Source organism: Cohaesibacter sp. CAU 1516, assembly GCF_005771485.1.
GTDB classification, from domain to species: domain Bacteria; phylum Pseudomonadota; class Alphaproteobacteria; order Rhizobiales; family Cohaesibacteraceae; genus Cohaesibacter; species Cohaesibacter intestini.
Genome location: NZ_VANT01000011.1, coordinates 24845 through 47692, shown reverse-complemented (window position 1 = coordinate 47692; position 22848 = coordinate 24845). Strand labels below are relative to the sequence as shown.

Sequence of the window (22848 nt, the reverse complement as noted above, 5' to 3'; positions counted from 1 at the left end):
GGCCGCGCATGATTGCAAAAACTGAGCGATAGTACTTACAGAATAGATAAAATTTTACGAAAACATGAGGGACCCCGCCGCCTGTCAAAGCGGCCGAAGGGTTGGAGAGATGGCCATGTCGGATACATCGCCTGCACAAAAAAATCGCGTTGCCTGGGTGGATCTCGCCAAGGGCATGACCATATTGCTGGTCGTCATCATGCATTCCACCGGAGGCGTGGAGAAATATCTCGGGACCGAAGGCTTCATGCATTATGTGGTGGCTTTTGCCAGTACCTTCCGTATGCCGGTCTTCTTTGCCGTCGCAGGCCTGTTTGCCGCCAAGGCGATCAGCAAGGAGTGGCGTCCATTCCTTGATGGCAAATTTGCCCATTTCTTTTATTTCTACTTCCTTTGGATGACCATTCAGTTCGTCTTCAAGGCACCATTTTTTATCAGTGAATTCGGCAAGGAAGGCACGCTGCTCTATTATCTCAGCTCCTTTGTCCAGCCTTTCGGGATGTTGTGGTTCATCTATCTGTTGCCGATCTATTTCCTTGTGTTGCGGCTGAGCGCAGGCGTGCCGATGCTGGCCCAGTTTGCGTTTGCCGTGGCCTGCAAATATATCCTGAGTGCTACAGGCATCGAGGTCGTTGACTTCTTCTCGAAATATTACGTCTTCTTCCTCGTTGGGCATTTTGGCCGCGACATCTGGTTCAAAATGGCCGAAACCGCCCGCGAACAGAAGCTGGCATCCATAGTTGGTCTTGCTGTCTGGGTGGTCGCCAACGGAGCCGTGCTCTATTTCGGCTATGCCCAGTTCACCCCGGTTGCCATCGTCATGGGCATTCTTGGCTTTGTCGCGGTGATTGATTTCCTCGCCATTCTGCCAAGCCGCGGTCTGGCGCAGATCCTGCGCTTTTGTGGCCAGCGCTCGCTGCCGATCTATCTTGGCTTCTTTTTGCCGATGGGCGTCTCACGCCTGTTATTGCCAAAGTTGTGTACCGTCTGTGGCGCAGGCATGATTTCCTTCCTCGTCTCCGTGATTGCCATTCTCGGCGCGATTGCTATGTATGAGCTGTGCAAGCGCCTGCCGCTGTTGCACTATCTTTACCAGCGCCCCAACTGGGCGCGACTGACCCGCAAGAAAGCGGAAAAACCGGTCTATCTGCCTGCTGAATAGTCGGAGCAGACAATTCGCCGCAAAGATCATGCCCTCGGCTGCGTGTGTGCAGTCGGGGGCATTTTGTCCTTTTCTCTTTTCTTCTGTGGCGTCGGTGCGCTAAGGTCACGCGTAATGATGATCATGGTTTGTTCGCATCGTGCATGGTGCTGAACCAGACACCAGATCCAAATCCAGACGCCAAGCAAGACAGGACACGGCCAAAGGCCGGCAGGGAGACTTTCATGACAGACAAGCCGCATCTCTTTTTGGTTGACGGATCGTCCTACATCTTCCGGGCCTATCATGCGTTGCCACCGCTGACCCGCAAAAGCGATGGTCTTCCGGTTGGCGCGGTGTCTGGTTTTTGCAACATGCTCTGGAAGCTCATGCAAGAAGGCGACAAGGGACTGGCAGGGGTTCAGCCGACCCATCTGGCCGTAATTTTTGACGCCAAGGGCAAGACCTTCCGCAATGATATTTATGATCAATATAAAGCCCATCGTCCGCCCGCGCCGGAAGATCTGGTGCCGCAATTCGGCCTGATCCGCGATGCGGTGCGTGCCTTCAATGTCGCCTGCATCGAGCTTGAGGGCTATGAGGCCGATGACATCATCGCCACCTATGCCGAACGCGCTTTGGCTGAAGGGGCCGATGTCACCATCATCGGCTCGGACAAGGATCTGATGCAGCTGATCCGGCCGGGCATTTCCATGGTCGACACCATGAAGAACAAGCGCATCGATGACGAAGAGGTGATGAAGAAATTTGGCGTCACCCCTGACAAGGTGGTCGAAGTGCAATCTCTGGCGGGCGATTCGGTTGACAACATTCCCGGCGTGCCGGGAATCGGCGTGAAAACCGCAGCGCTGCTGATCAACGAATTTGGCGATCTGGAAAGCCTGTTGGCCAAGGCTGACACCATCAAGCAGAAGAAGCGCCGGGAAAATCTGATTGAATTTGCCGATCAGGCCCGTGTGTCGAAAGAACTGGTGTTCCTCAAGCGCGACGTGCCGCTGCCTTTGGGTCTCGACGCGCTGGTTTGCTGCGATCTGGAAGGGCCAAAGCTGGTATCCTTCCTCAAGGCGATGGAATTCACCACCCTGACGCGCCGCATTGCCGAACTGACTGACACCGATGCTGAGCATGTCGATGAGGCAAGCATTGAGGTGGCCGGCTGGGAAATGCCTGACGTTGCAGAAGAGTCCGCACAGAGTGGTGACAAGGACAATCCGTCCCCGGCTGATCTGGCGGCCCGTATGGCAAGTGAAATCGGCGCACTGCCCATCGATCACGAAACATATGAGACCGTCACCAGCCTTGACACTCTGGATCGCTGGATCGCCGAGGCCCGCCGCATTGGCCATGTGGCGTTGGACACCGAAACCGACAGCCTTGATGCCATGCAGGCCAATCTGGTGGGCGTGTCTCTGGCGACCGAGCCGGGCAAAGCCTGCTATATTCCGCTGGCCCATGTCAGTGGCGAGGGTGACATGTTCGGCGGTGGGCTGGTCGAAGGCCAGATCCCGCTGGAAGAGGCTGTCACCAGATTAAAGGCTTTGCTGGAAGATCCAAGCGTGTTGAAGATCGGCCAGAATCTCAAATATGACACCCTGTTGCTCTCACGCTATGACATCGATCTGGCGCCGCTTGACGACACGTTGCTGCTGTCCTATGTGCTCGATGCTGGCAAGCATGGCCACGGTATGGACGAGCTGAGCGAGCTGTGGCTTGGTCACAAGCCGATCCCTTTTAAAGAAGTGGCAGGCAGCGGCAAGAGCCTGCGGACCTTTGACAAGGTGGAGATTGACAAAGCCAGCGCCTATGCCGCCGAAGATGCCGATGTCACCCTGCGCCTCTGGATGATCCTCAAGCCGCGCCTTGCTGCCAATGGCATGGTCACGGTCTATGAACGGCTCGAGCGACCCTTGCTGCCGGTTTTGCGCAAAATGGAAAAGCGCGGCATCTCGGTCGATCGCCAGATCCTGTCGCGCCTGTCCGGCACCTTCGCGCAAGGCATGGCGGGCTTGGAAGAAGAAATCCACGCTCTTGCCGGTCAGCCCTTCAATATCGGCTCGCCAAAGCAGCTTGGCGACATCCTGTTTGGCGAAATGGGCTTGCCCGGCGGTAAAAAAACCAAGACCGGCGCTTGGTCCACTTCGGCCAGCGTGCTGGAAGATCTGGCCGCCGAGGGTCATGATCTGCCGAAAAAGGTCGTCGAATGGCGCCAGCTGTCCAAGCTGAAAAGCACCTATACCGACGCGCTGCCCGGCTTCATCAACCCTGAGACCAAGCGCGTTCACACATCCTATTCTCTGGCTGCGACCACCACTGGGCGCCTGTACTCGTCCGATCCGAACTTGCAGAATATTCCAATTCGCACTGAAGCGGGCCGCAAGATCCGCACCGCCTTTGTGGCCGATGCAGGCAACAAGCTGATCTCTGCCGATTATAGCCAGATCGAATTGCGCGTGCTGGCCCATATGGCCGATATCGAACAGCTGAAAAAGGCCTTTGAAGACGGCCTCGACATTCATGCCATGACCGCGTCGGAAATGTTCAATGTGCCGATCGAGGATATGGATCCGGCGACCCGACGCCGGGCCAAGGCGATCAATTTCGGCATCATCTATGGCATTTCGGCCTTTGGTCTGGCCAACCAGCTGAGCATTTCGCGCACCGAAGCGAAAGATTATATCGACACCTATTTCGCCCGCTTCCCCGGTATCCGCGATTATATGGAAAACACAAAACAGCAGGCCCGTGACATGGGCTATGTCGAAACCATCTTTGGCCGTAAGATCCACTATCCGGACATCAAGTCGAAAAACCCGAATATGAAGGCCTTTCAGGAACGCGCCGCCATCAACGCCCCAATTCAGGGCTCGGCGGCCGACATCCTCCGCCGTGCGATGGTGCGCATGGATGACGCCCTCTTGGCGGCTGGCTCTTCCGCCCGCATGCTGTTGCAGGTGCATGACGAATTGATCTTCGAAGTGCCTCAAGCGGAAGTCGACAGCACCATCAAAGTGGTTCGTGACATCATGGAAAATGCCCCAATGCCCGCCCTCCAGCTCAGCGTGCCCTTGAAGGTCGATGCCGAAGCGGCCAACAATTGGGACGAAGCGCACTAGAGCAACCAGCCTCCCCCATGCAGTTTGGGGCTGGTCAAGGTGACGCAAATACGCCTAGAGTGCAGTCTCTTGCCCCGTCAGGGCAGGGTGTTTTGCTCTGCCCAGTTTTCCTTCGAGACCATGCCACCATGATCAACCAAGCCACATCGCACGGCCCTGCAAAGCCAGCGGAAGAAGCCCGTTTCAGTCGACATGCCAACCTGATGGGCAGCCTCTGGATGGTTGCTTCTATGGCAGCTTTTGCATTGGAGGATACGGCGGTCAAGCTCCTGGCTGTGACGCTGCCAATCGGTGAGATTATGGCATTGCTTGGACTTGGCGGCGCCTTGGTGTTTGCCTTAGCGAGCATCTTGCGTCGCGAGCGTCTCTTCACCCAAGACATCCTGTCACCGGCTATGGGCATCCGTGCTCTGTTCGAGATGACCGGTCGACTCTTCTACGCTTTGGCGATTGTCTTGACCCCTCTGTCGGCCACTTCGGTCATCTTGCAGGCGACGCCTCTGGTCGTGGTGGCCGCCGCCGCCCTATTGTTTGGCGAGCGGGTTGGTTGGCGGCGCTGGTCGGCCATCGGCGTCGGTTTGGCAGGGGTGTTGATCATCATTGGCCCCGGCACCGACGGTTTTTCTCTGCTCTCGATTTTGGCCGTGATCGGCATGTTCGGCTTTGCGGGTCGGGATCTGGCAAGCCGTGCGGCCCCGTCCACCATCAGCACCTCGCAGCTCGGCTTTTACGGGTTTCTGGCCTTGGCTGCAGCGGGACTCATTTTGCAACTCTGGCAGGGCGAAGCCTTCCGTGCTCCGACATCCGCAGCACTCATCTATACTGTCATCGCGATCCTCATTGGCGTCGCCGCCTATGCTTGTCTGATGAAAGCCATGCGCACTGGTGAGATTTCTGCCGTTACCCCGTTTCGCTATTCCCGCCTGATTTTCGGCGTGCTGCTCGGCGTCCTATGGTTCGGCGAACCCCTCACCCCAGCCATGCTCTTCGGCTCCGTCCTCATCGTCCTGTCGGGCCTGTTTATTTTGGGGCGCAGCAAGCAAGGATAAAGCGGATTGGATTGCATTTTCTACTCGCTCGCGCTACGCCCATTCCCACGTTGCCCAAGGAGCCCACTTATGTCGAAATTCTGGAGCCCGATTGTTGGGGACTTGCAGCCCTATATTCCCGGTGAGCAGCCCAAGGGCGAGCGGGTGATCAAGCTCAACACCAATGAAAGCCCCTATGGGCCATCGGCCAAGATATTGGACGCGATCCGGGCCGAGACAGGAGAGGATCTGCGGCTCTATCCCGACCCGACCGCCAGTGCCCTGCGCACGGCCATCGGCGAAAGCCATGGGTTGGATGCATCCCATGTCTTTGCCGGCAATGGATCGGACGAAGTGCTGGCCCATGCCTTTCGCGCCTTCTTTTCGGGCAAACAGCCGATCCTCTTTGCTGACATCACCTATAGCTTCTACAAGACCTATTGCCGCTTGTTCGAGATCGAACATCAACTGGTCCCGCTGGATGAGACTTTCAGCTATCGGCTGGAAGATTATGCCCGCCCCTGTGGTGGCATCGTGGTGGCCAACCCCAACGCGCCAACGGGCATTGCTCAGCCTCTGGCGGCAATTGAACAGATCTTGCAGCAAAACCCCGATGTGGTGGTGCTGGTCGATGAAGCCTATGTCGCTTTCGGTGCTGACAGTGCCGCAAGCCTGATCCCACTCTATGACAACTTGTTGGTGGTGCAGACCTTCTCCAAGTCCCGCGCCTTGGCCGGGATGCGCGTTGGCTTTGCACTCGGCCAACCCCATCTGATCGAAGGCCTCATCCGGGTCAAGGACAGCTTCAATTCCTATCCGCTTGGGCGGTTGGCGCTCGCTTCGGCGCTCGCCGCCTGGCAGGACCGGGAAGGCTTTGAGGAGACGATTGCCAAAGTGAAGTCGGACCGGGCACAGCTAGTGGGTGATCTGACATTGCTCGGCTTTGACGTGCTGCCCTCGGCCACCAACTTTGTCTTTGCCTCCCACGGGGATATGCCTGCGGCCACTTTGCTAGCCGCCTTGCGTGAGCGCGGCATTCTGGTGCGCCATTTCAACCACCCACGGATTGACAACTGGCTGAGAATTTCCATCGGCACCAGCACGGAATGTCAGGCTCTGGTGACGTCGCTCAAGGAGATCCTGCGAGGTGCTCCGAACTAAGTTAGGTACAATTGCGTAGTTTTTGAGTTTTTTGGAAGAACCCTTTCCGGGGTGGCCGCGACTGATGGGAAACAGCAATCGCGGATATCACTCATGAAAGGAATTCCCATGTTCAAACAAACCGCTCTCATCGCCGCTTGTCTCACCACTGGCATTGTCGCTACCGGCCTCGCCGTCCCCTCCGTGGCCCACGCCAAGGACTGGATCGAAAAGGTTGAGGTCAAGCGCGATGGTATCAATCCCAAATCGATCTATGTTGCGGCCAATGGCAACGGCTACACCCAGATCAAGACCACCAGCTATACCTTCCCGCTGGGGCTCTATGCCAAAGCGAAAAGCGGCAAGCGCATCGTCGCCATGAAGCTCGGATCCTTCAAGGGTGTGCGCTATTTCGAAGCGGACGGTGCCCTTTGGAGCAAGAGCTTTGCCCACCGGGCTGTCGGATCTGGCAGCAAACGCACGGTCTCATTGCATTACAATGCCAAACTCCCACTTCATGCGATCAAATGGCACGGCTCTGATCCGAAAAAACGCTGCGCACTGCGGATGCAATATCTGATGGGCAAGGGACAAAGCAAGCAGCAGGTGCTGAGCAAACAGCAAAGCGTCAAGGCTTACGCCTATTTCGAGCTGGATGCGGTTGCGGCACGCAAAAACAAAGCCAAGAAAGGCTGGAAGTTGAGCAACACCACGAGTCAACGCGACAGCTACAAATATGAAGTCTCTGTGACCTGCGGGGCCTCGATAGGTTTGAACAAAAAATAAGTCCCACACGCATTGGGCTATGGCGAGGCGTGCAAATGCCTTGCCATCATCCCAGCACCAAAGTGACCACGCCCAGAACAATCATTGCGCAGCCAATCAGTTCCAGCCGATTGATCTTTTCCTTGAAGACAAAGACCGAGGTCGCAAAGGTGAAAAGCAGCTCGACCTGAGCCACCGCTTTGACCATTGCCGCTTGCTGCAGGGTCATGGCGATGAACCAGCCGAACGATGCCGTCGCTCCGACAAAGCCGGTGGCAAGAGATGCCTTCCAAACCCGCAGCATATTGCCAAACTCTTCACGGTGCCGGATTGCGATCCAGATCCCCATGGCAAGGGTCTGGGTCAATATGGCGACCGATAAGGTGAAGCTGGCCTGCAAAATCGTATCCGGTGCAGCCATGCTGTCGACCAAGGAGAGGGAAGCTGCGCGATATGAGGAGGCTGCCACCCCGAAAAACGAACCCGAACCAAGTCCGATCAAGGCGGTTTTGGAAAAGGCCGAGGTTAGCAGACTGTGCAGGGTGAGGCTGGTTCGGGCGACCGAAATCAGCATCACGCCAAGCACGGCGATGCCAATGGCAACCAGAGCGCCCGGAGTCAGGGTTTCCGAAAAGACGATGAAGGCAAACAATGCCGCCTGTGCTGGCTCGGTGCGGGAATAGGCACTGCCGACGGTGAAATTGCGGAAGGAAAACAGGTAGATCAGCAGCAACTGGCCGATAATCTGGGTGCTCGCCCCCACCAGCACCCAAAAGAGAAAGGTCCCGTTGGCGGTTGGCAGCGCTTTGCCGACGCTGCTTGCATAGACCAGCAGATAGAGCACAGCGAATGGGGCGCCAAAGGCAAAGCGCACGAAAGTCGCGCCCATCGTCCCCAAAGCGCCTTTCAGATGCTTTTGCAGCGACGAGCGAATATTCTGCAGAAAGGCAGCACTGATGGTGATCAGAATCCAGGTGGGCATGGCAGAGACTTGTATCGGTTCCGTGGATGAGGGGTCACGATCAGGCGTGAACAGGGTGAGAGACCGCGTCGCAATCGGGGTTGTTAGGCCGCGAGGATGCCAACTGGCTCTAGCATGGCGCCGAGTGGAAATCCAGCTTGCCATGCGACTGGTTGAGTATTCTTGCTCACGCAAACGTGAGCAAGACTTCGCCAGCCACGGATCGCCTCGGTTCGGTATCTGCTATAGCCTGATGCTTGGCATGAAAGTGGAGCCAAATGGCACACATGGTCAGGGAGACGGAGAGAATGGCCTATATCGACGGGGTTGCCTATGCGGTGCCCAACGACAGGAAAGAAGACTTCACCAAGGTTGCTCAGCAAATGTGCGAGACATTCGTTCGCTATGGCGCATTGCATGCCGTTGATGCCTGGGGTGATGACGTGCCCGAGGGAGAGGTGACGTCCTTCCCAATGGCCGTTCAATGCAAGCCTGATGAGACGGTCTGTTTCTCCTGGATTGTCTGGCCATCCAAAGAGGCGCATGACGCAGCGTGGGAGCAAATTATGGCGGATGGCCAAATGCACGAACCGATGCCCTTCGATGGCAAACGGATGATCCACGGCACATTCGGCATTGTTGCGCAAGCCCAATCAGATTAAGCACTTGGCAAGCGGAGCGTTGGCTGCAGTGCAAGGCGTCTCGTCAGCCCTTGCGTCGCCGATAATAGGTGAGCGCCAGCTTGATGGCGTGACGAAGCTCGGTCTCTGGCAAGGGTTTGGTTGGGTCAAAATGCAGACCCCGATTGCCTTCAAACCAGATGCTGGAGGCTTCGTCGTGATCATAATGGGCGCGCAACTCCCCAATCAAGGCCGATTGGCACGGGACATAAAGAGCACCGCTGGCCCCATCCTTTGGCTGCCCCAGCCGCAAAGGCACCCCGCTTTTGGGCTGCGTGGCATAAGAGGGCTGCCCCCATTTCAGTTCTTCAACAATCGTCCCGATCTGCGCATCAGCGGCTGCAATCTCATAGATCCAGCTCCGAACCTTCTGTAAGGCTTGGCGCGTTGGCAAAGGGAAAGCATTGAAGGCATCGGCAAGGGCCGGATTGGCAAAGCTGGGATGGGAGGCTGTCACAACTTCATCTCCCGCAGGATCATCGTGTCATCGGTGAAACAGATCGCGTGATCCTGCGGCACTTCCTGCCAACATTCGGTCTGCCGGTCGATCGGCTCGGAGACCAGAATGATATCGCCATTCTCATAGCGGCGATAAAAGAGCGACGGCGCCTGATTGTCCGACGAGCAACGAAAGCCGAACAATTTCTCGCCGTTCGAGAGGCAAGAGGTGAAGCGTAAGGGGGCATCGACCCGTTTGTCCACCATCGCGGCCCGCACCCGTTCCAGCACCGCCTGCAGAGCCTTGACCGGGCAGGTTTTTAGATCTTCCTGCATCGCCAGCAGGAACAGAAGTTCGGAATCCGTCGTGCCCTGCCGCGCATCGAAACATGTGTCATCCAGTTGACGCTCCAACAACCGCCGCACCTTGGAATAGCCGCCAATCTGGCCATTATGCATGAACATCCAGTTTTGATGCGAGAAAGGATGGCAGTTCGACCGGCTGGTGGCGGTGCCCGTGGAGGCGCGGATATGGGCAAAGAAAAGCGGCGACTGGATCTGTGCGGCAAGGGATTTGAGATTGCAGTCATTCCATGCGGGCAGGATTTCGCGATAAATGCCCGGCTCCGCGCGGTTGGCATACCAGCCGATGCCAAAGCCATCACCATTGGTTTCGATCTTGGCTTTTTCCGCATGCAAGCTTTGATGCAGCAGAGAATGCTCGGCCTTGGTGACGTAATTTTCAAGATAGATGGGCTGCCCCTTATAGGCGATCCAGCGGCACATGTCGGTCTCCGGGAGGATTGGTATTTTGACCCAACCTATCTCTATACAAAGCAAAGGAAAAGAGAGCAAAAGCGCGAACTTGTCTGGCCGACATTTTCCACCCTTGCGGCATGGGTGAAGCGCAAAATGCCCCTGAAAACACCCATCTGTGCTTCACGTGTCTGTCACACGCAGCGTCTAAGGCAGGGGCATTCTAGATCATGTTGAGGGGAACCATCATGCCGAGATCGAAGTGCAAAGCTCAGCCGCCGCAAAATGATCATTTCGTGCGCGACGTCGCGCAACCGAAATGCCGGATTTCAGCCCTTTTGTGGGGCTTTTTGTAGGCATTCTTAGCTATGAGAAAGATTTGTTCTAATGTGTTTGCTTTATGGCAATTAAAATCCTGAAAGTGGTCGAATTGTTAGGATAAATTATGCAAAATAGTGCGGTATAACGAAAGAAAAATGCGTCTTGAAGCTTGGCTTTTGTGTTGTGTCAATCTCACAGAACAGCCTCCAGCGTTATCGTGGGATCATCATCATGGAGAGGAGGATTCCATGGAAATCGCATTCGTTCTTTGCGCTGTCTTCTTTGTTGGGTGCCTGTTATGGACCATCTCTGAAAAGGCCTTCTGCCTGTATTGGGCAGGCTCTTGCGTGGCCATGTTTGTGACCAGCTATTCCCTGCCCATGGCCTCTGAAGGTCGCCTGATCATGCTTGGGATCAGCTTCTGGATGCTGATGAGCGTCAGCCTGCAGCTCAATGAAACTTTCGGTGACGGCGACAGAGGACTATGACCGTCGCCAACCGTCTTGGGAAGGTCACTGTGTCCCCTTGTCTGGCTTTGTTTCAGAGCCAGCTGGTGATCTTCCCGAGCGGCTTCTTGGTAATGTTCGGCACTTTGGCCCCATCTTCCGGATAGCCCACCACCAGCAGGATATAAGGCTTTTCATTTTCCGGCCGTTCGCAGATTTCGCCCAGGAAATTCATCGGTGCCGGGGTATGGGTGAGGGTGGCAAGCCCTGCCTGATGCAGGGCAGCTATCAGAAAGCCGGTGGCGATATTCACCGATTCCGGCACATAATAATGCTTCTTGCGGCTACCATCCGGTTGCTTGCCCCAGCGCTGGCCAAAGATGGCAATCAACCATGGTGCGTGCTCCAGAAACGGCTTGTTGGCGTTCGTCCCCAGATGCGACAGGGCGTCGAGCCATTCCTCGCCCGCTCGCCCGCCATAAAAGGCCCGTTCTTCTTCTTCCGCTGCCAGACGGATCTGCTTTTTGATCTCCGGGCTGGAGATGCAGACAAAGGTCCATGGCTGCTGATTGGCGCCGGATGGCGCGCGCCCCGCGGTGGCGACACAGGTCTCGATGATCGAGCGCGGGACAACTCGATCCGAAAAATCCCGCACCGTGCGTCTTGTGCGCATGACGTCGAAAAAGGCATCGGCCCGCCGCTGCATTTCCCCCTCGTCTAACGCGTGAAAATCGAGCGGTACATACTTTTCCGTCTTTGTCATGAGCACACCTCCAGACTTCGCCTTCCGGTCCCCTTGCCTTTGCGAAGTCATGAATTTATAAGCGGTTTTGTCGAAGGCTTGCAAGTGATCCTTGGCATCGGCACACCCCCTCCCGCATAAGACAGGACATGTCATGATCATCAAGACCGACGAACAGCTCGAAGCATTCAAAGCCTGTGGGCGAGCCGTTGCCAAGGTGATCCGCCAGATGGGAGCCGCCCTCGAGCCGGGCATGACTGCGCGTGAGCTCGATGATCTGGCGCGGGCATGGCTGGAAGCGGAAGGTGCGGAATCGGCCCCCGAAAAGGTCTATGGCTTTCCCGGCGCCACCTGCATTTCCATCGAACCGGTCATTGCCCATGGCTGGGCTGACACACAAAGCATGAAAGCCGGTGATCTGGTCAATATCGACGTCTCAGCCTGCAAGAATGGCTATTTCACCGATGCGGGCGCGACCTTCATCCTGCCGCCGGTCACGCCGGAGAAGGAAACCCTGGTCAAGGCTGCCAAACGCGCCCGTGATCGGGCGATCGATGCGGTTCGCGCTGGTGCGTCGATGCAGGTCATCCCGGCGGCCTTCGAGGCAGAAGCCAAGACAGGCGGCTACACGATCATCGAGAATCTGCTCGGGTGCCATGGCGTTGGAGAAACCCTGCATGACAAACCCGAAATCCTTGCTGTGACCGACAAACGCGATCAGCGCCGCTTTTCAGAGGGCATGGTGCTCGCCATTGAGCCGTTCCTGTCAACCGGCGCGGAGTTTGCCCATGATGGGGAGCGGGAATGGGAACTCTTCACACCCGGCGCTCTGACCGCTCAGTTTGAACACTCGATTGTCGTTACCAGAAAAGGCCCGATCATTCTGACTGCATGATGGGACCAAATGTTCCGATTGGGCCTCAGAGCCGCAAGTCGCTATCCGCAGGCCCATAAACACTCTTGAGATCAAGGAAGATGCTGAGATCCTTGGCATAGCCGCGAATGGCATCAAGGCCCTGATCGCGGAAAATATCGTGCGCCACCGCCAGCACCACACCATCATAGGTGCCCGCTTCTGGGTCCTCCACCATGTCGATGCCATAGGAGGAACAGGCCAGCGGCTGGTCGACCCAAGGGTCATGGACATCCACCTGCACGCCGCATTCCTTCAGCCCGTCAATCAGATCGATCACCCGCGTGTTGCGCAAATCCGGGCAATTCTCCTTGAAGGTCAGCCCCATCACCAGCACCCGTGAGCCATTGACCTGAATCCTCTTCTTCAGCATAGCCTTCATCATTTCCCCGGCCAGATAGCCCCCCATGCCATCATTGATCCGGCGACCTGCCAGAATAATGTCCGGGTGATAGCCGATCGACTGCGCCTTGTGGGTCAGATAGTAGGGATCGACACCAATGCAGTGACCGCCAACAAGACCGGGGCGGAAAGGCAGGAAGTTCCATTTTGTCGCCGCAGCGTCCAGCACCGACTGGGTGTCGATTTCCAGACGATTGAAAATGATCGCCAGCTCGTTGACCAGAGCAATGTTGAGATCGCGCTGGGTATTCTCGATCACTTTGGCAGCCTCGGCCACCTTGATGCTCTCGGCCTTGAAGGTGCCTGCCGTGATGATGGAGCCATAGACCGCGTCAACAAAATCGGCAATCTCGGGGGTTGAACCTGATGTGACCTTGAGAATGTCCGGCAAGCGGTGGGCCTTGTCGCCCGGATTGATGCGTTCGGGGCTGTAACCGGCAAAGAAATCTTGGTTGAAGGTGAGGCCGGATTCCCGCTCCAGAATGGGCACACAGTCATCCTCGGTGGCCCCCGGATAGACCGTGCTTTCATAGACCACGATGTCGCCTTCCTTCAGCAGCTTTCCCACGGTCTGCGATGCGCCAATCAGGGGAGCAAGGTCCGGACGCTTGAAACTGTCGACCGGGGTTGGCACCGTGACGATATAGAAATTGCAATCGGCCAGATCGGCAGGATCCGAGGTAAAGCTGAGATTGTGCGCCTTGGCAAAATCCGCGCCCGTGACCTCCAAAGTCTTATCCTTGCCTGCCCGAAGATCTGCAATGCGCTCTGCATTGATATCGAATCCGATGGTCGGATAGACCTTGCCAAACTCGATGCCAAGGGGCAGACCGACATAGCCAAGGCCAATGACGGCGATCTTCAGGTCGTCAAGCGTCATGAGGAAAACTCGCTTCTTCTTTGAAAGGGACAGATGCTCGGGGCGTGCCTCGCGCGAACCGCGCCCTCTGTCGGAAATATAGGAGCCAATCGAGCGAATTTCCATCGCTTTGGTCCGCTCGCGATTTTGTTAACGAAATTATGACAGTCAAAGGCGTTGAGATGCCGCGATTGGATAGACAACCAATTGAAATCATGCCTCAAATTCCTTACCTCTGTCGGCAGGGAAATCAAGGGAACCAAGTGCCCGAGGGAGGAACCCATAATGAGAAGCCAAGTTGCCGTATCCGTTCTGACCTTGTTGGCGTCTGCTTCCATGGGCCTTTGCGCGGGCGATTTGGCGCAGGCGGCGCCTTGGGACTATCGCACAAAAATAGAGGATGGCTTTGAAGGCAGCGACTTTGCCCATTCCTGTGGTTTGTATTACCGACAGTCCAAGGAGCAGGCTGCCGAGGGATATGCCTTCCAGTCCGATATGGTCCGCGATGGAAAGCGGGCACTCAAACTCACGGTCACCCCAAAATGTCGACCTGATGAGGAAAATTGCAGCGAACGGGCCGAGGTTTGGGAGAAAACGGCTTCCCGCGTGCCGTTCGACAAGGGCGTGTGGTACGGCATTTCGGTTCGCTTTCAGGCACCAATGCCAAAATTACATCACCGTTTTGTCTTTGCCCAATGGAAGCGGGAATCGGGCAGCACCCGGATGCAGGCCATCAGTCCCTATCTGGCCTTGCGCATGAAGCACGGCAAGATTTATGCAACCGTCGAAACCAACGCCTATCCGGCCCAAAAGTCCACAAAGGCTGGCTCTCTGGCCGAATGTACCGCCGGGGACGCACCGGTCTGGTTGCGGCCACATGAAGGCCAGATGCGGGCGCTGGTCGCATATGAGGATGGCTTTCAGCCCAAGGTCGGTGCACGGTTCGCTGCCTGCTCAAACAGGATCAAGATCACTACCTATGGTCACAGCATGCCGTCCGCCACCTCTGGCTGGATAGACTTCGCGGTCTATTCCAAACCGGGCGCCGACGGAGACGGTCATCTGGAATTGTTTGCCAACGGCCTGCATCTGGCTACAATCAGGGGGCATATCAGTCAGAAAGCAGAGGGCTTGGGTCCCAACCAGTATTTCAAATTCGGGCTGTATCGCGACCCTGCCCCGCGCAGCTGGACCGTCTTTTACGACAATTTCGTACGCTCGGCAGACTGTATGGATGTGCTGAAGAGTGAAGCGCTTTGCAGTTCGATAAAGTATTGATAGAAATATGAAAATTTCTTTCTACGCACCGCTGAAGTCTCCCGATCACCCGACCCCTTCCGGTGACCGTCTGATGGCGCGCATGCTGATCGAGGCGATGCAGGCCAAGGGACATCAAGTCGAGGTGATCTCGCAGTTGCGGGCCTTTACCAGAGAGCCTGATGGTGCAGATGTGAGCGCACTGCGCGAAGCCGCTGCGCTGGAATTCCAGCGGCTAGACACCTTGTTTGCCAAGGCAGGCAATCTACCGGATTTGTGGTTTAGTTATCACCCCTATTACAAATCGCCCGACCTGCTCGGCCCTACGCTCTGTCGCAAATATGCCATTCCCTATGTGACGCTTGAAGCCTCCCATTCCCGGCGGCGCGATGCGGCAGGTTGGGCGCCGTTGCAGGAATTTGTGCGCGAAGCGATTGGTCAGGCCGTCTCCAACATTTGCATCACCCGGCGCGATGCCCGTGGTCTGCTGGAGGCCAACCCCAATGTCCGGATCGATCAGATCAAGCCATTTTTAAAGGTTGACGCTTTCCGGGATGCACCTCCCGTCAGGGGCCGACCGACACAGGCGCTGGCAACGGTTGCCATGATGCGACCAGGGGACAAGCTTGAAAGCTACAGCCATCTGAGTCAGGCCCTCTCGATGCTTGGTACCGAGCCATGGCAGCTTGATATTGTCGGCGATGGAACAGAGCGGGCGCAGGTCGAGAGTCTGTTTGCCGCCTTTGGTCCTGAGCGTGTCGCTTTTCACGGCCAGCAACCGCCGGAAGAGGTTCGGCAGATCCTTGGTCGTTCGGCGCTCTATCTTTGGCCGGGCATCGGTGAAGCCTATGGCCTTGCCTATCTGGAAGCACAGGCGATGGGTGTGCCGGTGATCGCCTATGATGTCGCCGGTGTGCCCGAGGTGGTCTCTGACCGGGAGGGCGGCACCCTCGTTGCCCCGCAGGAGCCCGTGCACCTTGCCGCCGCCATACGCGATTTATTGCTGGATGAAGAAAAGCGGATCCGGCAGGGCGAACAAGCCCGTGCCCATGTCTTAGCGGATCATTCTTTCGAAAAAGCAGCAGATCGGCTTGATGCCATTTTGCTGGAAGCCTATGCGGGCTACTAGCGGGCCTGCACTGACACAGGCCCCAAAGATCGGATCAATTAAAACTGGATCATTCCATGCCAACAACACCAGAGAAGCGATTTATCGAGGCGCTCGACACCAAGGCCGGAGCGGGCCGCCGCATCCGGTTTTGGCTCCGAGACGATGATGCGGTGGAGCCAAGCGACAAGCTTACCCGGTTTCTTGACGGTGCAGGACAGCACGCCATTCCCGCCTTGCTGGCGGTCATTCCTCAGGAAACCGGAGAGGCGCTGCAGTCCTGTCTGACCTCCTTCGGGGCGGATCGTGTCCGTGTGGCCGTGCATGGCTGGTCGCATCAAAATCATGCGGCACCCGGCGAGAAAAAGCAGGAGCTGGGGCTTCACCGTCCCATGAAGACGGTTCTGGCGGAGCTTGAGGCAGGCTTGAACAAACTGGCTTGTCTTTATGGCGAACAATGCATCCCCATGCTGGTGCCGCCATGGAACCGGATCGATGCGGCGTTGGTCGATCCTCTAAGCGCGATCGGCTATCGGGCACTGTCTACCTTTCACGACAAAAAGTCTGGCTGGAAGGCATCGCATGCCCTGCCTTTTCACGAGACCCATGTCGATATCATCAACTGGAAGGCAGGCAGCATTGGTCGTCCATCCGATGCGCTATTCAACGAGATGACTGGTCTGATTCAATCCAGTGGTTCCGATGAGGTTATCGGTATTCTGACCCATCATCTGGTTCATGACGATCAGGCAACGGGTTTTCTGTCACGGCTATTCGAGATCACGACATCCCATGCGGCCTGCCATTGGATCGACCCGGCCACTCTGATCAAGTCCTGATCAGGTGCGGGGTGAAAAGGACGGGGCGAGCGAAAGCCAACGCCAAAGTTTGAGCCAAGCTCGAGCGCTCTGAAGCAATGTCTGATATCGGATTTCGGCGGAGGAGAGAGAACGGCCGGACAGGGCCTTCAGGAAACCGGATTTTCCATGCTGCGGGTTTCTTCAGACAGGCGGTGCCCCAAATGGGAAATCACGTTGGCAGATGTTTTTGGACATCCCTCAATGACTTTCAGGAAGCACTGTTTGCCAATCCGCAAACTTTCTGTTGATGTCTTGGCAATGGCGGTTTTCTGGTGCGGGCGGTTGGCGATAATTGACATTTCGCCGATCAGATCCCCATTCGAAGCTTCCCGGACTTTCTGACGGTCACCCTCGCCGACATCGACGAACACGTCCACCTGACCACTTAAGACCACAAATGCAAAGTCACCTTCATCGCCCCGCGCAAACAAGGTTTGCCCAGGCATGAATTTCACGCGATCAGAATTGAATGCCAGGAGCTTCAGCTTGGTCTTGTCCAGGCATTCAAACAAAGACGTATGGGTTAACGTCTCGACTTCATCACACAACAGCATCCGAAAGATCCTCACCCGGAAATCGGGGTTTGGGGTTCAAAGAAACGACGATGCCAGACTAGCTCTTATTAGATTTAGTTTTTTGAATGTAGTCTTCAAGAGCACTGTCTTCTTTTAACGTGCCTTGCTCAAAGATGCTAACACGCTGGAAAAACTTCGTAAACCTCTCATGTGAAAGGACCCAGATTACACCGGGATTGTCGGCCGATTCACTGAGCAACGCCAGTGTGTCACGGACAATTTCGTCTTGAATATCAGGGTCAAAGCCGGCAATGGGACGGTTGAGGATATAATAGTCCGAGCGCCGGATGATGGCCCGCGCCAGCCCCACTTTGATCCGCTGGGCCTCGGTCAAAAGCCTGCCACCAGCGCCGACATTGAAGTCGAGACCGAGCTTCATAATCGCAAAGTTCAACTCCTGATGGCGCCCGAGCAGATCCGACAGGATATTGCGGATTTGTCGGGAAGCGTCGCCATAGCTGATGTCCACTTTGCCAAACAGGATATTTTCCAGAAGATTGGCCGAAGTGAGATAGCTGTCTGCCTTGTAGGGATCCATCAAGGTGAGCAGCTTCGGATCCAGCGCCGCATGGAAGCGCTTGCGGGCTGCGATGATTTTCTTCTTCATCGCATCCGTCAACAGGCCGAGACGATAGCGTGGCTCGATATAGATCGCCGCCAGCCGAATGAAGGGGATGGTGTTGTCCCTGTTCACCTGACGCATGGCGCGATTTTCCACCTTGGGCAGGATTTTGCCCAGCGCTGCAATGTCATCCGCCGTGATATGGTCGAGATTCTGAAAGAACGGATGGTCTTCGGGTAGATCAGCAAACAATTCAACAAGGTTGGCGGCGATCGTTCGGCCCATTTCGAAAAAGTCGACATCCAGCCCGGTATCGGACATGACCTTGCCGAAGTGGGAATTCTCGGCGATCAGCGGCATGGTATTTTCCGGATCGACCACATTGCCGAACAGAAAATTCTCGATCAGCATCGCATGATCATTGAAGCCTTCAAATTCGAACGGTGCGACGAGGTCGGTGATTCCGCGGGCTTCAAGCTCCTGTCGAAAATCCTTGCGCAGGTTGAGGATGGTGTTGCGAATGTCCGGATAAGCCTCAAGATCAACGATGGTATTGAGGGCAAAATCAACAATGTCACCGGTCAATTGCACCGTATCGAACACCACGCGCGCAGCCGCCAGACCGGTATCGGCCCCTGATCCGGGCCGGAAGATGCTATTCTCCGACACCCAGTCCGAATTGATGTCGAGCGTCGGATTGCCGGTCCGTCTGGCTTCTGAATATTCCCATTTTTTCTGTGCCTGTTCACTTTCGGACACCAAATGCACGGCCACCGGTTCATGCTTCAACCCATAGGTCAGATTTTCCTTCAGCGTACCGACAAACAGATAGGGATCGTTGGAAGCATAGGAGATCCGCCGTCCGGTGATGGTCTCCGGTAGGCTGTAGAGATCAACTTGCCCAGCCTGAATGCGCCCGCTCACAGGCGGCAACAGGCGCGAGAGGGATTGCGCCAGCGGCGAGGCCCCGCTGCTGGCTCCTCCGACGAAGGCGACGGTTTCACCCTTCTCGATGCGGACGGTGGCATTGCGCAACAAAACTGCCCCGGACTCATCCTCCAGCGTCACATTGGCAGCGCACAGGGGCAACGGCAGCGGTTGGTCGGCATTGCCATTGATCGCCTGCATGTCAGACGCCAACATGTCGTCATGCTCGAACTGGTTGATCACCTGCTCATACTTGACCTGCACATCCTGCCGCGCCAAATCCCAGTCAATCAGCTCCTTCAGCGGTCCGGGCAGCTCGCTATAGGCATTGATCACGGCGACCAGTTGCCCCACATCCAGACCACCCTTGATGGTCAGATAGCCGCCGATGCTGTAGAACAGGAACGGCGTTAGTTGGGCAAGGAAGTTATTGAGAAATTTGACAAAAAACTTCCATTGATAGATGTCGTAGCGGATCTTGAAGATCGTGGCCAACAATCCGCCAATCCCGGCACGCTCATAGTTGGACGTGTCGTAGGCATGGATTGTCTGGATGCCATCGATGATTTCGCTCACCCGACCGGCCAGCTGACGGGCGGTCAATTGCCGCTGCCGCCCCAACTCGATCAACCGCATGCGCATCTTCGGAATGATGAAGGCCTGAAACAAGGCCATGCATACGGCAATCATGCCGAGCCAGAAATGCTGAACGAAAATGAAGGTCAGAGCGGTCAGCGCCTGCCCACCAAGCAAGGCGGGCTGGACGAAGGCATCCCCGGCGAAGCCGCCCATCGGCTCCACCTCGTCCTTGACCATGCTCGAAATTTCACCGGCCTTGGCCCGTTTGAAATAGCTGGGAGGAAAGCGCAGGATGCGATCGACCAGTTGATAGCGGATGCGGCGCAGCAGGCGTTCCCCGAGCCGTCCTTTCAAGGTATTGATGTTGAGCTTGAAAATGCCCTTGATGATGACAAAGGCGAGAAACAGCGCGCTCAGCGCCCAAAGGGAATCGAGCCGATCCAGCTCCATGCCGGAAAACAGCTCGACCGAGCCAAAGTAGGGCAGGTCGATGATGGTCTGGAAAAAGAGCTGTGTGGCGCCTTCCGCCTCGAAACCCTGCCCCTGAATTGGTCCGTTGACGATCTGCTTGGGCAGATCCAGCGCCAGATAGTAGGGGATCATCGACAACAGGACGAGCGTCAGAACAATCAACTGCTCTTGCTTGGTATGCGTCCAGATATATCGAATCAGGTTTCGTTCCATGCTCACCTTTATGCAGGCCATCGAAGCGCTGCATTGCTCTGGCAAGCATTGGCGCATCAAGCCACTCTTCTCAAGAGACGTTTAGTCCAATTCAGGCAAATTCAGGCAAGTTCGCGGAGCATGTGCGCAGTGGTCTTCGCCCCGTCGAGAGAAATCTTGAAGGCTGGGCGTCGCGCCATCCTGTCCATTTCCTCGCGCATGGCGGCCACAATCGTCGGTCCACTCAGATCATCCGAATTCAGATAAGTTGCCAGACCCAGCCCCTCCAGCTTTTCCGCCCGGCGGGTCTGTTCGGTTTCTCCTCCACTGGTATATGGCACCAGAACGCTGCCACACTGCGCCCTCAGAATATCGCAGACCGTATTATAACCCGATTGTGACACGGACAGGGAAGCCCCCTTCAATAGGCTGGCAAAATCTGTGCGAAACCGCTCGATCTGAACATGAGAGGGGGCATCGGCGCGGAATTGCTCAAACTCAACTTGCGGCAGATTGGGCCCCGTGATGATGCACCAATTGCCAGGCAGGGGGCTGTTTTTGGCCGCTTCAAGGCTTGCCGTGACCAAATCGCGGCCAACCGCACCGCCGCCAGCCGACACAACGACGGCAAACGTGTCCTCTGGTTCCTCTGGCGGTGGCGCCGCGACGATGCCCGTATAGCGCACCTTGTCCTTGATCCGGTCAAACAGCGGGAAGGTCGCCTCGAACGGCATGAAGTCGGGGTCGCCATGGACGAAGATATGATCGAAATACTGATCGATATACTGAACCGTATCCTCGTTGCGGCTCGGCTTGATCTTTTCTTGCAGAATGTCGCGCACCGAGCCGATGACGATCGGCTTGTTGTCGCTTGCTTGAATGGTCTCCATCAGCGGCAGCAACTCGAACCGCACCTGACGGCGGCCAAACGGAAAGGCCTCGACCAGCACAAAATCCGGTGCGATGTCGTGATAGGTCTTGATCAACAATTCAGCCCGCATGGCCTTGAAAGCGTCATCAACCGGCGTGCCATTCTCATCGATCAGTTTTGAAAAGCTTGCATTGTCCGACGCAATGCCGGGCAGCGCGACATGCTTGATGCCTTTGCCGGGGAACCCTTCGACGCGCTTGCCGCCGGTGACCACAGTCACATCGAATCCCTCTTCAATCAGCGCAGCAGAGATCCGGCTGGCCCGCGCCAGATGTCCGATTCCCAGCAGATGCTGCACATAGAACATCACTTTTTTGCCGCGACCGGACCCATTCTGCTTATCCATTTCTTCCATCCTTCAGACTATCCGCTCTTTGCCGATCTGTTTTATGCAGGGCTTTTATGCTTTAGGGGCCGAACCCTTAGCCGGACCGATAAACAGGGATTTGAGGAAGGACACACTGACCTTATGGTCGAAATCCTTGCGCACATCCTTCTCGGCCTGTGCTCCCAGACGTGCCCGCAAAGCCGGGTCGGTAATCGCCCGTTCCAGAGCATGGGCCAGCTCAACTGGCTGTTCGGGGTCAACCAGAAGGCCATTTTCATCATCACGGAACAGCTCCGGGATTGCCGAAACACGGGTTGCGACACAGCATTTCTGCTGGCTGGCAGCTTCCACCAGCACATTGGGCAAACCATCCCGGTCGCCGTCAGCCGCGATTTTGCTGGCCAGCGTGAAAATGTCCGAGGCACGGTAGCCTGCCAGCACGTCTTTTTGATCGACCGCCCCCATCCAGTTGATCTTGTCGGCAATCCCCAATGCCTCGCTCTGGGCCACCAGCTGTTTCTTGTAAGGCCCGTGGCCTGCATGATCAAAGCGCCAGTTGAGGCCTTTGGGCAGCAGCGACAAGGCCTCAAGCAGCGTGTCATAGCCCTTCTTCTCAACAAGACGCCCGACACTGAACAGTACAACCGGATTGGCCGGATCCGATCCATCCCTTGGGTCAAGCGGCACCGGATTGCCCTCGAAGCGATCCAGATCGAGCCCGTGATAGCTCAGATGCACCCGGCTCGGATCATCGGCCAGCGATTGCAGATGCTCATGCCCTGTTTTGGTGCAGGTGGCCGTCCAGTTGGCGCGCGTCAGCTTTTCGGCCAAATCCCAGTCTGCCGAGGTCCAGATATCCTTGGCGTGGGCCGATATGCTCCAAGGAATGCCCATCATTTCGCTGGCATAGAGCGCCACGGAGGCGGGCGTGTGGATGAAATGGGCATAGAGCCACGTCGCCCCTTCGGGCCATTCCGCTGTCAAGACCGCTGCCTGTCCGAACCGGCGCACCCGATTGCGGGACAAGTCTTTGGGCAGGTCGCTCAGGAAGCGTTTGAAGGCCTTGCCAAATCCGGAGGTCTTGGCGGCTTTCCAGAGGCCTTTGAGTACCCGCAACGGTTCGTGATGGAGATATTCAGGCAGATAAAAAACCGGTGCCTTGATTTCATCATGCACCGGATGGCGTTTCTTGTCGGTGGGATGGCGCATCGAGGCCAGATGCAGTTCCAGTCCCGCGCGTTCCAGCCCCAGAAGCTCCTGTGCAATAAAGGTCTCTGAAAGGCGCGGATAGCCTTTCAGCAATACGACGATTTTGGTCTTGTCGGTCACAAT

Annotated in this window: 20 protein-coding genes; 11 read left to right on the top strand and 9 right to left on the bottom strand. The window is 56.3% G+C overall.

What is annotated here, in order from left to right; translation table 11 throughout:
• Nucleotides 1-115: 115 nt before the first annotated feature.
• The 5 genes from FDK21_RS18925 (at nucleotide 116) to FDK21_RS18905 (ending at nucleotide 7229) form a co-directional block, all read left to right on the top strand.
• Nucleotides 116-1162: an acyltransferase family protein gene (locus FDK21_RS18925; protein WP_171022155.1), complete on the top strand. Its 1047-nt coding sequence runs from the start codon at nucleotides 116-118 to the stop codon at nucleotides 1160-1162.
• A gap of 224 nt (nucleotides 1163-1386) precedes the next feature.
• Nucleotides 1387-4275 (top strand): DNA polymerase I, encoded by a 2889-nt coding sequence (gene polA, locus FDK21_RS18920; RefSeq protein ID WP_138150457.1) that lies wholly within the window; start codon nucleotides 1387-1389, stop codon nucleotides 4273-4275.
• A 128-nt stretch (nucleotides 4276-4403) separates the two neighbouring features.
• Nucleotides 4404-5324 (top strand): DMT family transporter, encoded by a 921-nt coding sequence (locus FDK21_RS18915; RefSeq protein ID WP_246657625.1) that lies wholly within the window; start codon nucleotides 4404-4406, stop codon nucleotides 5322-5324.
• 69 nt (nucleotides 5325-5393) lie between these two features.
• The gene (gene hisC / locus FDK21_RS18910; RefSeq protein WP_138150456.1) at nucleotides 5394-6464 is read left to right on the top strand and encodes a histidinol-phosphate transaminase; all 1071 of its coding nucleotides are present in this window, start codon (nucleotides 5394-5396) and stop codon (nucleotides 6462-6464) included.
• Between the two features lie 108 nt (nucleotides 6465-6572).
• A complete protein-coding gene (locus FDK21_RS18905) occupies nucleotides 6573-7229 on the top strand; it encodes a hypothetical protein (RefSeq protein ID WP_114007979.1) in 657 nt (218 codons plus the stop codon).
• Between the two features lie 46 nt (nucleotides 7230-7275).
• Here FDK21_RS18905 and FDK21_RS18900 read toward each other — a convergent pair whose 3' ends face one another.
• On the bottom strand, nucleotides 7276-8190 hold the full coding sequence (locus FDK21_RS18900; RefSeq protein WP_138150455.1) for a DMT family transporter: 915 nt from the start codon (nucleotides 8188-8190) through the stop codon (nucleotides 7276-7278).
• Between the two features lie 287 nt (nucleotides 8191-8477).
• Here FDK21_RS18900 and FDK21_RS18895 point away from each other — a divergent pair, with 287 nt between their 5' ends.
• Nucleotides 8478-8831 (top strand): DUF1428 domain-containing protein, encoded by a 354-nt coding sequence (locus FDK21_RS18895; RefSeq protein ID WP_138150454.1) that lies wholly within the window; start codon nucleotides 8478-8480, stop codon nucleotides 8829-8831.
• A gap of 43 nt (nucleotides 8832-8874) precedes the next feature.
• On the opposite strand, the gene FDK21_RS18890 is transcribed toward FDK21_RS18895, so the two are convergent.
• On the bottom strand, nucleotides 8875-9306 hold the full coding sequence (locus FDK21_RS18890) for a DUF1801 domain-containing protein (protein WP_138150453.1): 432 nt from the start codon (nucleotides 9304-9306) through the stop codon (nucleotides 8875-8877).
• On the bottom strand, nucleotides 9303-10073 hold the full coding sequence (locus FDK21_RS18885) for a class II glutamine amidotransferase (RefSeq protein WP_138150452.1): 771 nt from the start codon (nucleotides 10071-10073) through the stop codon (nucleotides 9303-9305). The genes FDK21_RS18890 and FDK21_RS18885 overlap by 4 nt, the downstream gene beginning before the upstream one ends.
• A gap of 539 nt (nucleotides 10074-10612) precedes the next feature.
• On the opposite strand from FDK21_RS18885, the gene FDK21_RS18880 reads away from it, so the two are divergent.
• Nucleotides 10613-10852 carry a hypothetical protein gene (locus tag FDK21_RS18880; RefSeq protein ID WP_138150451.1) on the top strand — a complete coding sequence of 80 codons (240 nt, stop codon included), beginning with the start codon at nucleotides 10613-10615 and terminating at the stop codon, nucleotides 10850-10852.
• A gap of 52 nt (nucleotides 10853-10904) precedes the next feature.
• Here the strand turns inward: FDK21_RS18880 and FDK21_RS18875 are convergent, their stop codons facing one another.
• Nucleotides 10905-11573 (bottom strand): nitroreductase family protein, encoded by a 669-nt coding sequence (locus FDK21_RS18875; protein ID WP_138150450.1) that lies wholly within the window; start codon nucleotides 11571-11573, stop codon nucleotides 10905-10907.
• A gap of 133 nt (nucleotides 11574-11706) precedes the next feature.
• Here FDK21_RS18875 and map point away from each other — a divergent pair, with 133 nt between their 5' ends.
• A complete protein-coding gene (gene map / locus FDK21_RS18870; protein ID WP_114007969.1) occupies nucleotides 11707-12447 on the top strand; it encodes a type I methionyl aminopeptidase in 741 nt (246 codons plus the stop codon).
• Between the two features lie 25 nt (nucleotides 12448-12472).
• Here the strand turns inward: map and tviB are convergent, their stop codons facing one another.
• Nucleotides 12473-13747, bottom strand: coding sequence for a Vi polysaccharide biosynthesis UDP-N-acetylglucosamine C-6 dehydrogenase TviB (tviB, locus tag FDK21_RS18865; RefSeq protein ID WP_138150473.1), 1275 nt, complete (start codon nucleotides 13745-13747; stop codon nucleotides 12473-12475).
• Nucleotides 13748-14011: 264 nt separating this feature from the next.
• On the opposite strand from tviB, the gene FDK21_RS18860 reads away from it, so the two are divergent.
• The 3 genes from FDK21_RS18860 to FDK21_RS18850 are packed head-to-tail and all read left to right on the top strand — an operon-like array spanning nucleotide 14012 to nucleotide 16930.
• Nucleotides 14012-15004 carry a polysaccharide lyase gene (locus tag FDK21_RS18860; RefSeq protein WP_138150449.1) on the top strand — a complete coding sequence of 331 codons (993 nt, stop codon included), beginning with the start codon at nucleotides 14012-14014 and terminating at the stop codon, nucleotides 15002-15004.
• Between the two features lie 7 nt (nucleotides 15005-15011).
• The gene (locus FDK21_RS18855) at nucleotides 15012-16112 is read left to right on the top strand and encodes a glycosyltransferase family 4 protein (RefSeq protein ID WP_138150448.1); all 1101 of its coding nucleotides are present in this window, start codon (nucleotides 15012-15014) and stop codon (nucleotides 16110-16112) included.
• 56 nt (nucleotides 16113-16168) lie between these two features.
• Nucleotides 16169-16930 carry a polysaccharide deacetylase family protein gene (locus FDK21_RS18850; RefSeq protein WP_138150447.1) on the top strand — a complete coding sequence of 254 codons (762 nt, stop codon included), beginning with the start codon at nucleotides 16169-16171 and terminating at the stop codon, nucleotides 16928-16930.
• Between the two features lie 128 nt (nucleotides 16931-17058).
• On the opposite strand, the gene FDK21_RS18845 is transcribed toward FDK21_RS18850, so the two are convergent.
• From FDK21_RS18845 to FDK21_RS18830, 4 genes are all read right to left on the bottom strand, one after another.
• Entirely contained in the window at nucleotides 17059-17499 is a 441-nt protein-coding gene (locus tag FDK21_RS18845) for a cyclic nucleotide-binding domain-containing protein (protein WP_171022154.1), read from the bottom strand.
• 64 nt (nucleotides 17500-17563) lie between these two features.
• Entirely contained in the window at nucleotides 17564-20278 is a 2715-nt protein-coding gene (locus FDK21_RS18840) for an ABC transporter ATP-binding protein (protein WP_138150446.1), read from the bottom strand.
• A 101-nt stretch (nucleotides 20279-20379) separates the two neighbouring features.
• Nucleotides 20380-21534: a glycosyltransferase gene (locus tag FDK21_RS18835; protein WP_138150445.1), complete on the bottom strand. Its 1155-nt coding sequence runs from the start codon at nucleotides 21532-21534 to the stop codon at nucleotides 20380-20382.
• 54 nt (nucleotides 21535-21588) lie between these two features.
• Nucleotides 21589-22845, bottom strand: coding sequence for a glycosyltransferase family 4 protein (locus FDK21_RS18830; RefSeq protein WP_138150444.1), 1257 nt, complete (start codon nucleotides 22843-22845; stop codon nucleotides 21589-21591).
• Between the last annotated feature and the right edge of the window lie 3 nt (nucleotides 22846-22848).

Coding starts and splice junctions, on each gene's coding strand:
- FDK21_RS18875 (WP_138150450.1), bottom strand. CDS start 11,573: ATGACAAAGACGGAAAAGTATGTACCGCTCGATTTTCACGCGTTAGAC.
- FDK21_RS18835 (WP_138150445.1), bottom strand. CDS start 21,534: ATGGATAAGCAGAATGGGTCCGGTCGCGGCAAAAAAGTGATGTTCTAT.
- tviB (WP_138150473.1), bottom strand. CDS start 13,747: ATGACGCTTGACGACCTGAAGATCGCCGTCATTGGCCTTGGCTATGTC.
- FDK21_RS18905 (WP_114007979.1), top strand. CDS start 6,573: ATGTTCAAACAAACCGCTCTCATCGCCGCTTGTCTCACCACTGGCATT.
- FDK21_RS18885 (WP_138150452.1), bottom strand. CDS start 10,073: ATGTGCCGCTGGATCGCCTATAAGGGGCAGCCCATCTATCTTGAAAAT.
- FDK21_RS18925 (WP_171022155.1), top strand. CDS start 116: ATGTCGGATACATCGCCTGCACAAAAAAATCGCGTTGCCTGGGTGGAT.
- FDK21_RS18900 (WP_138150455.1), bottom strand. CDS start 8,190: ATGCCCACCTGGATTCTGATCACCATCAGTGCTGCCTTTCTGCAGAAT.
- hisC (WP_138150456.1), top strand. CDS start 5,394: ATGTCGAAATTCTGGAGCCCGATTGTTGGGGACTTGCAGCCCTATATT.
- FDK21_RS18880 (WP_138150451.1), top strand. CDS start 10,613: ATGGAAATCGCATTCGTTCTTTGCGCTGTCTTCTTTGTTGGGTGCCTG.
- map (WP_114007969.1), top strand. CDS start 11,707: ATGATCATCAAGACCGACGAACAGCTCGAAGCATTCAAAGCCTGTGGG.
- FDK21_RS18855 (WP_138150448.1), top strand. CDS start 15,012: ATGAAAATTTCTTTCTACGCACCGCTGAAGTCTCCCGATCACCCGACC.
- FDK21_RS18860 (WP_138150449.1), top strand. CDS start 14,012: ATGAGAAGCCAAGTTGCCGTATCCGTTCTGACCTTGTTGGCGTCTGCT.
- FDK21_RS18915 (WP_246657625.1), top strand. CDS start 4,404: ATGATCAACCAAGCCACATCGCACGGCCCTGCAAAGCCAGCGGAAGAA.
- FDK21_RS18895 (WP_138150454.1), top strand. CDS start 8,478: ATGGCCTATATCGACGGGGTTGCCTATGCGGTGCCCAACGACAGGAAA.
- polA (WP_138150457.1), top strand. CDS start 1,387: ATGACAGACAAGCCGCATCTCTTTTTGGTTGACGGATCGTCCTACATC.
- FDK21_RS18840 (WP_138150446.1), bottom strand. CDS start 20,278: ATGGAACGAAACCTGATTCGATATATCTGGACGCATACCAAGCAAGAG.
- FDK21_RS18850 (WP_138150447.1), top strand. CDS start 16,169: ATGCCAACAACACCAGAGAAGCGATTTATCGAGGCGCTCGACACCAAG.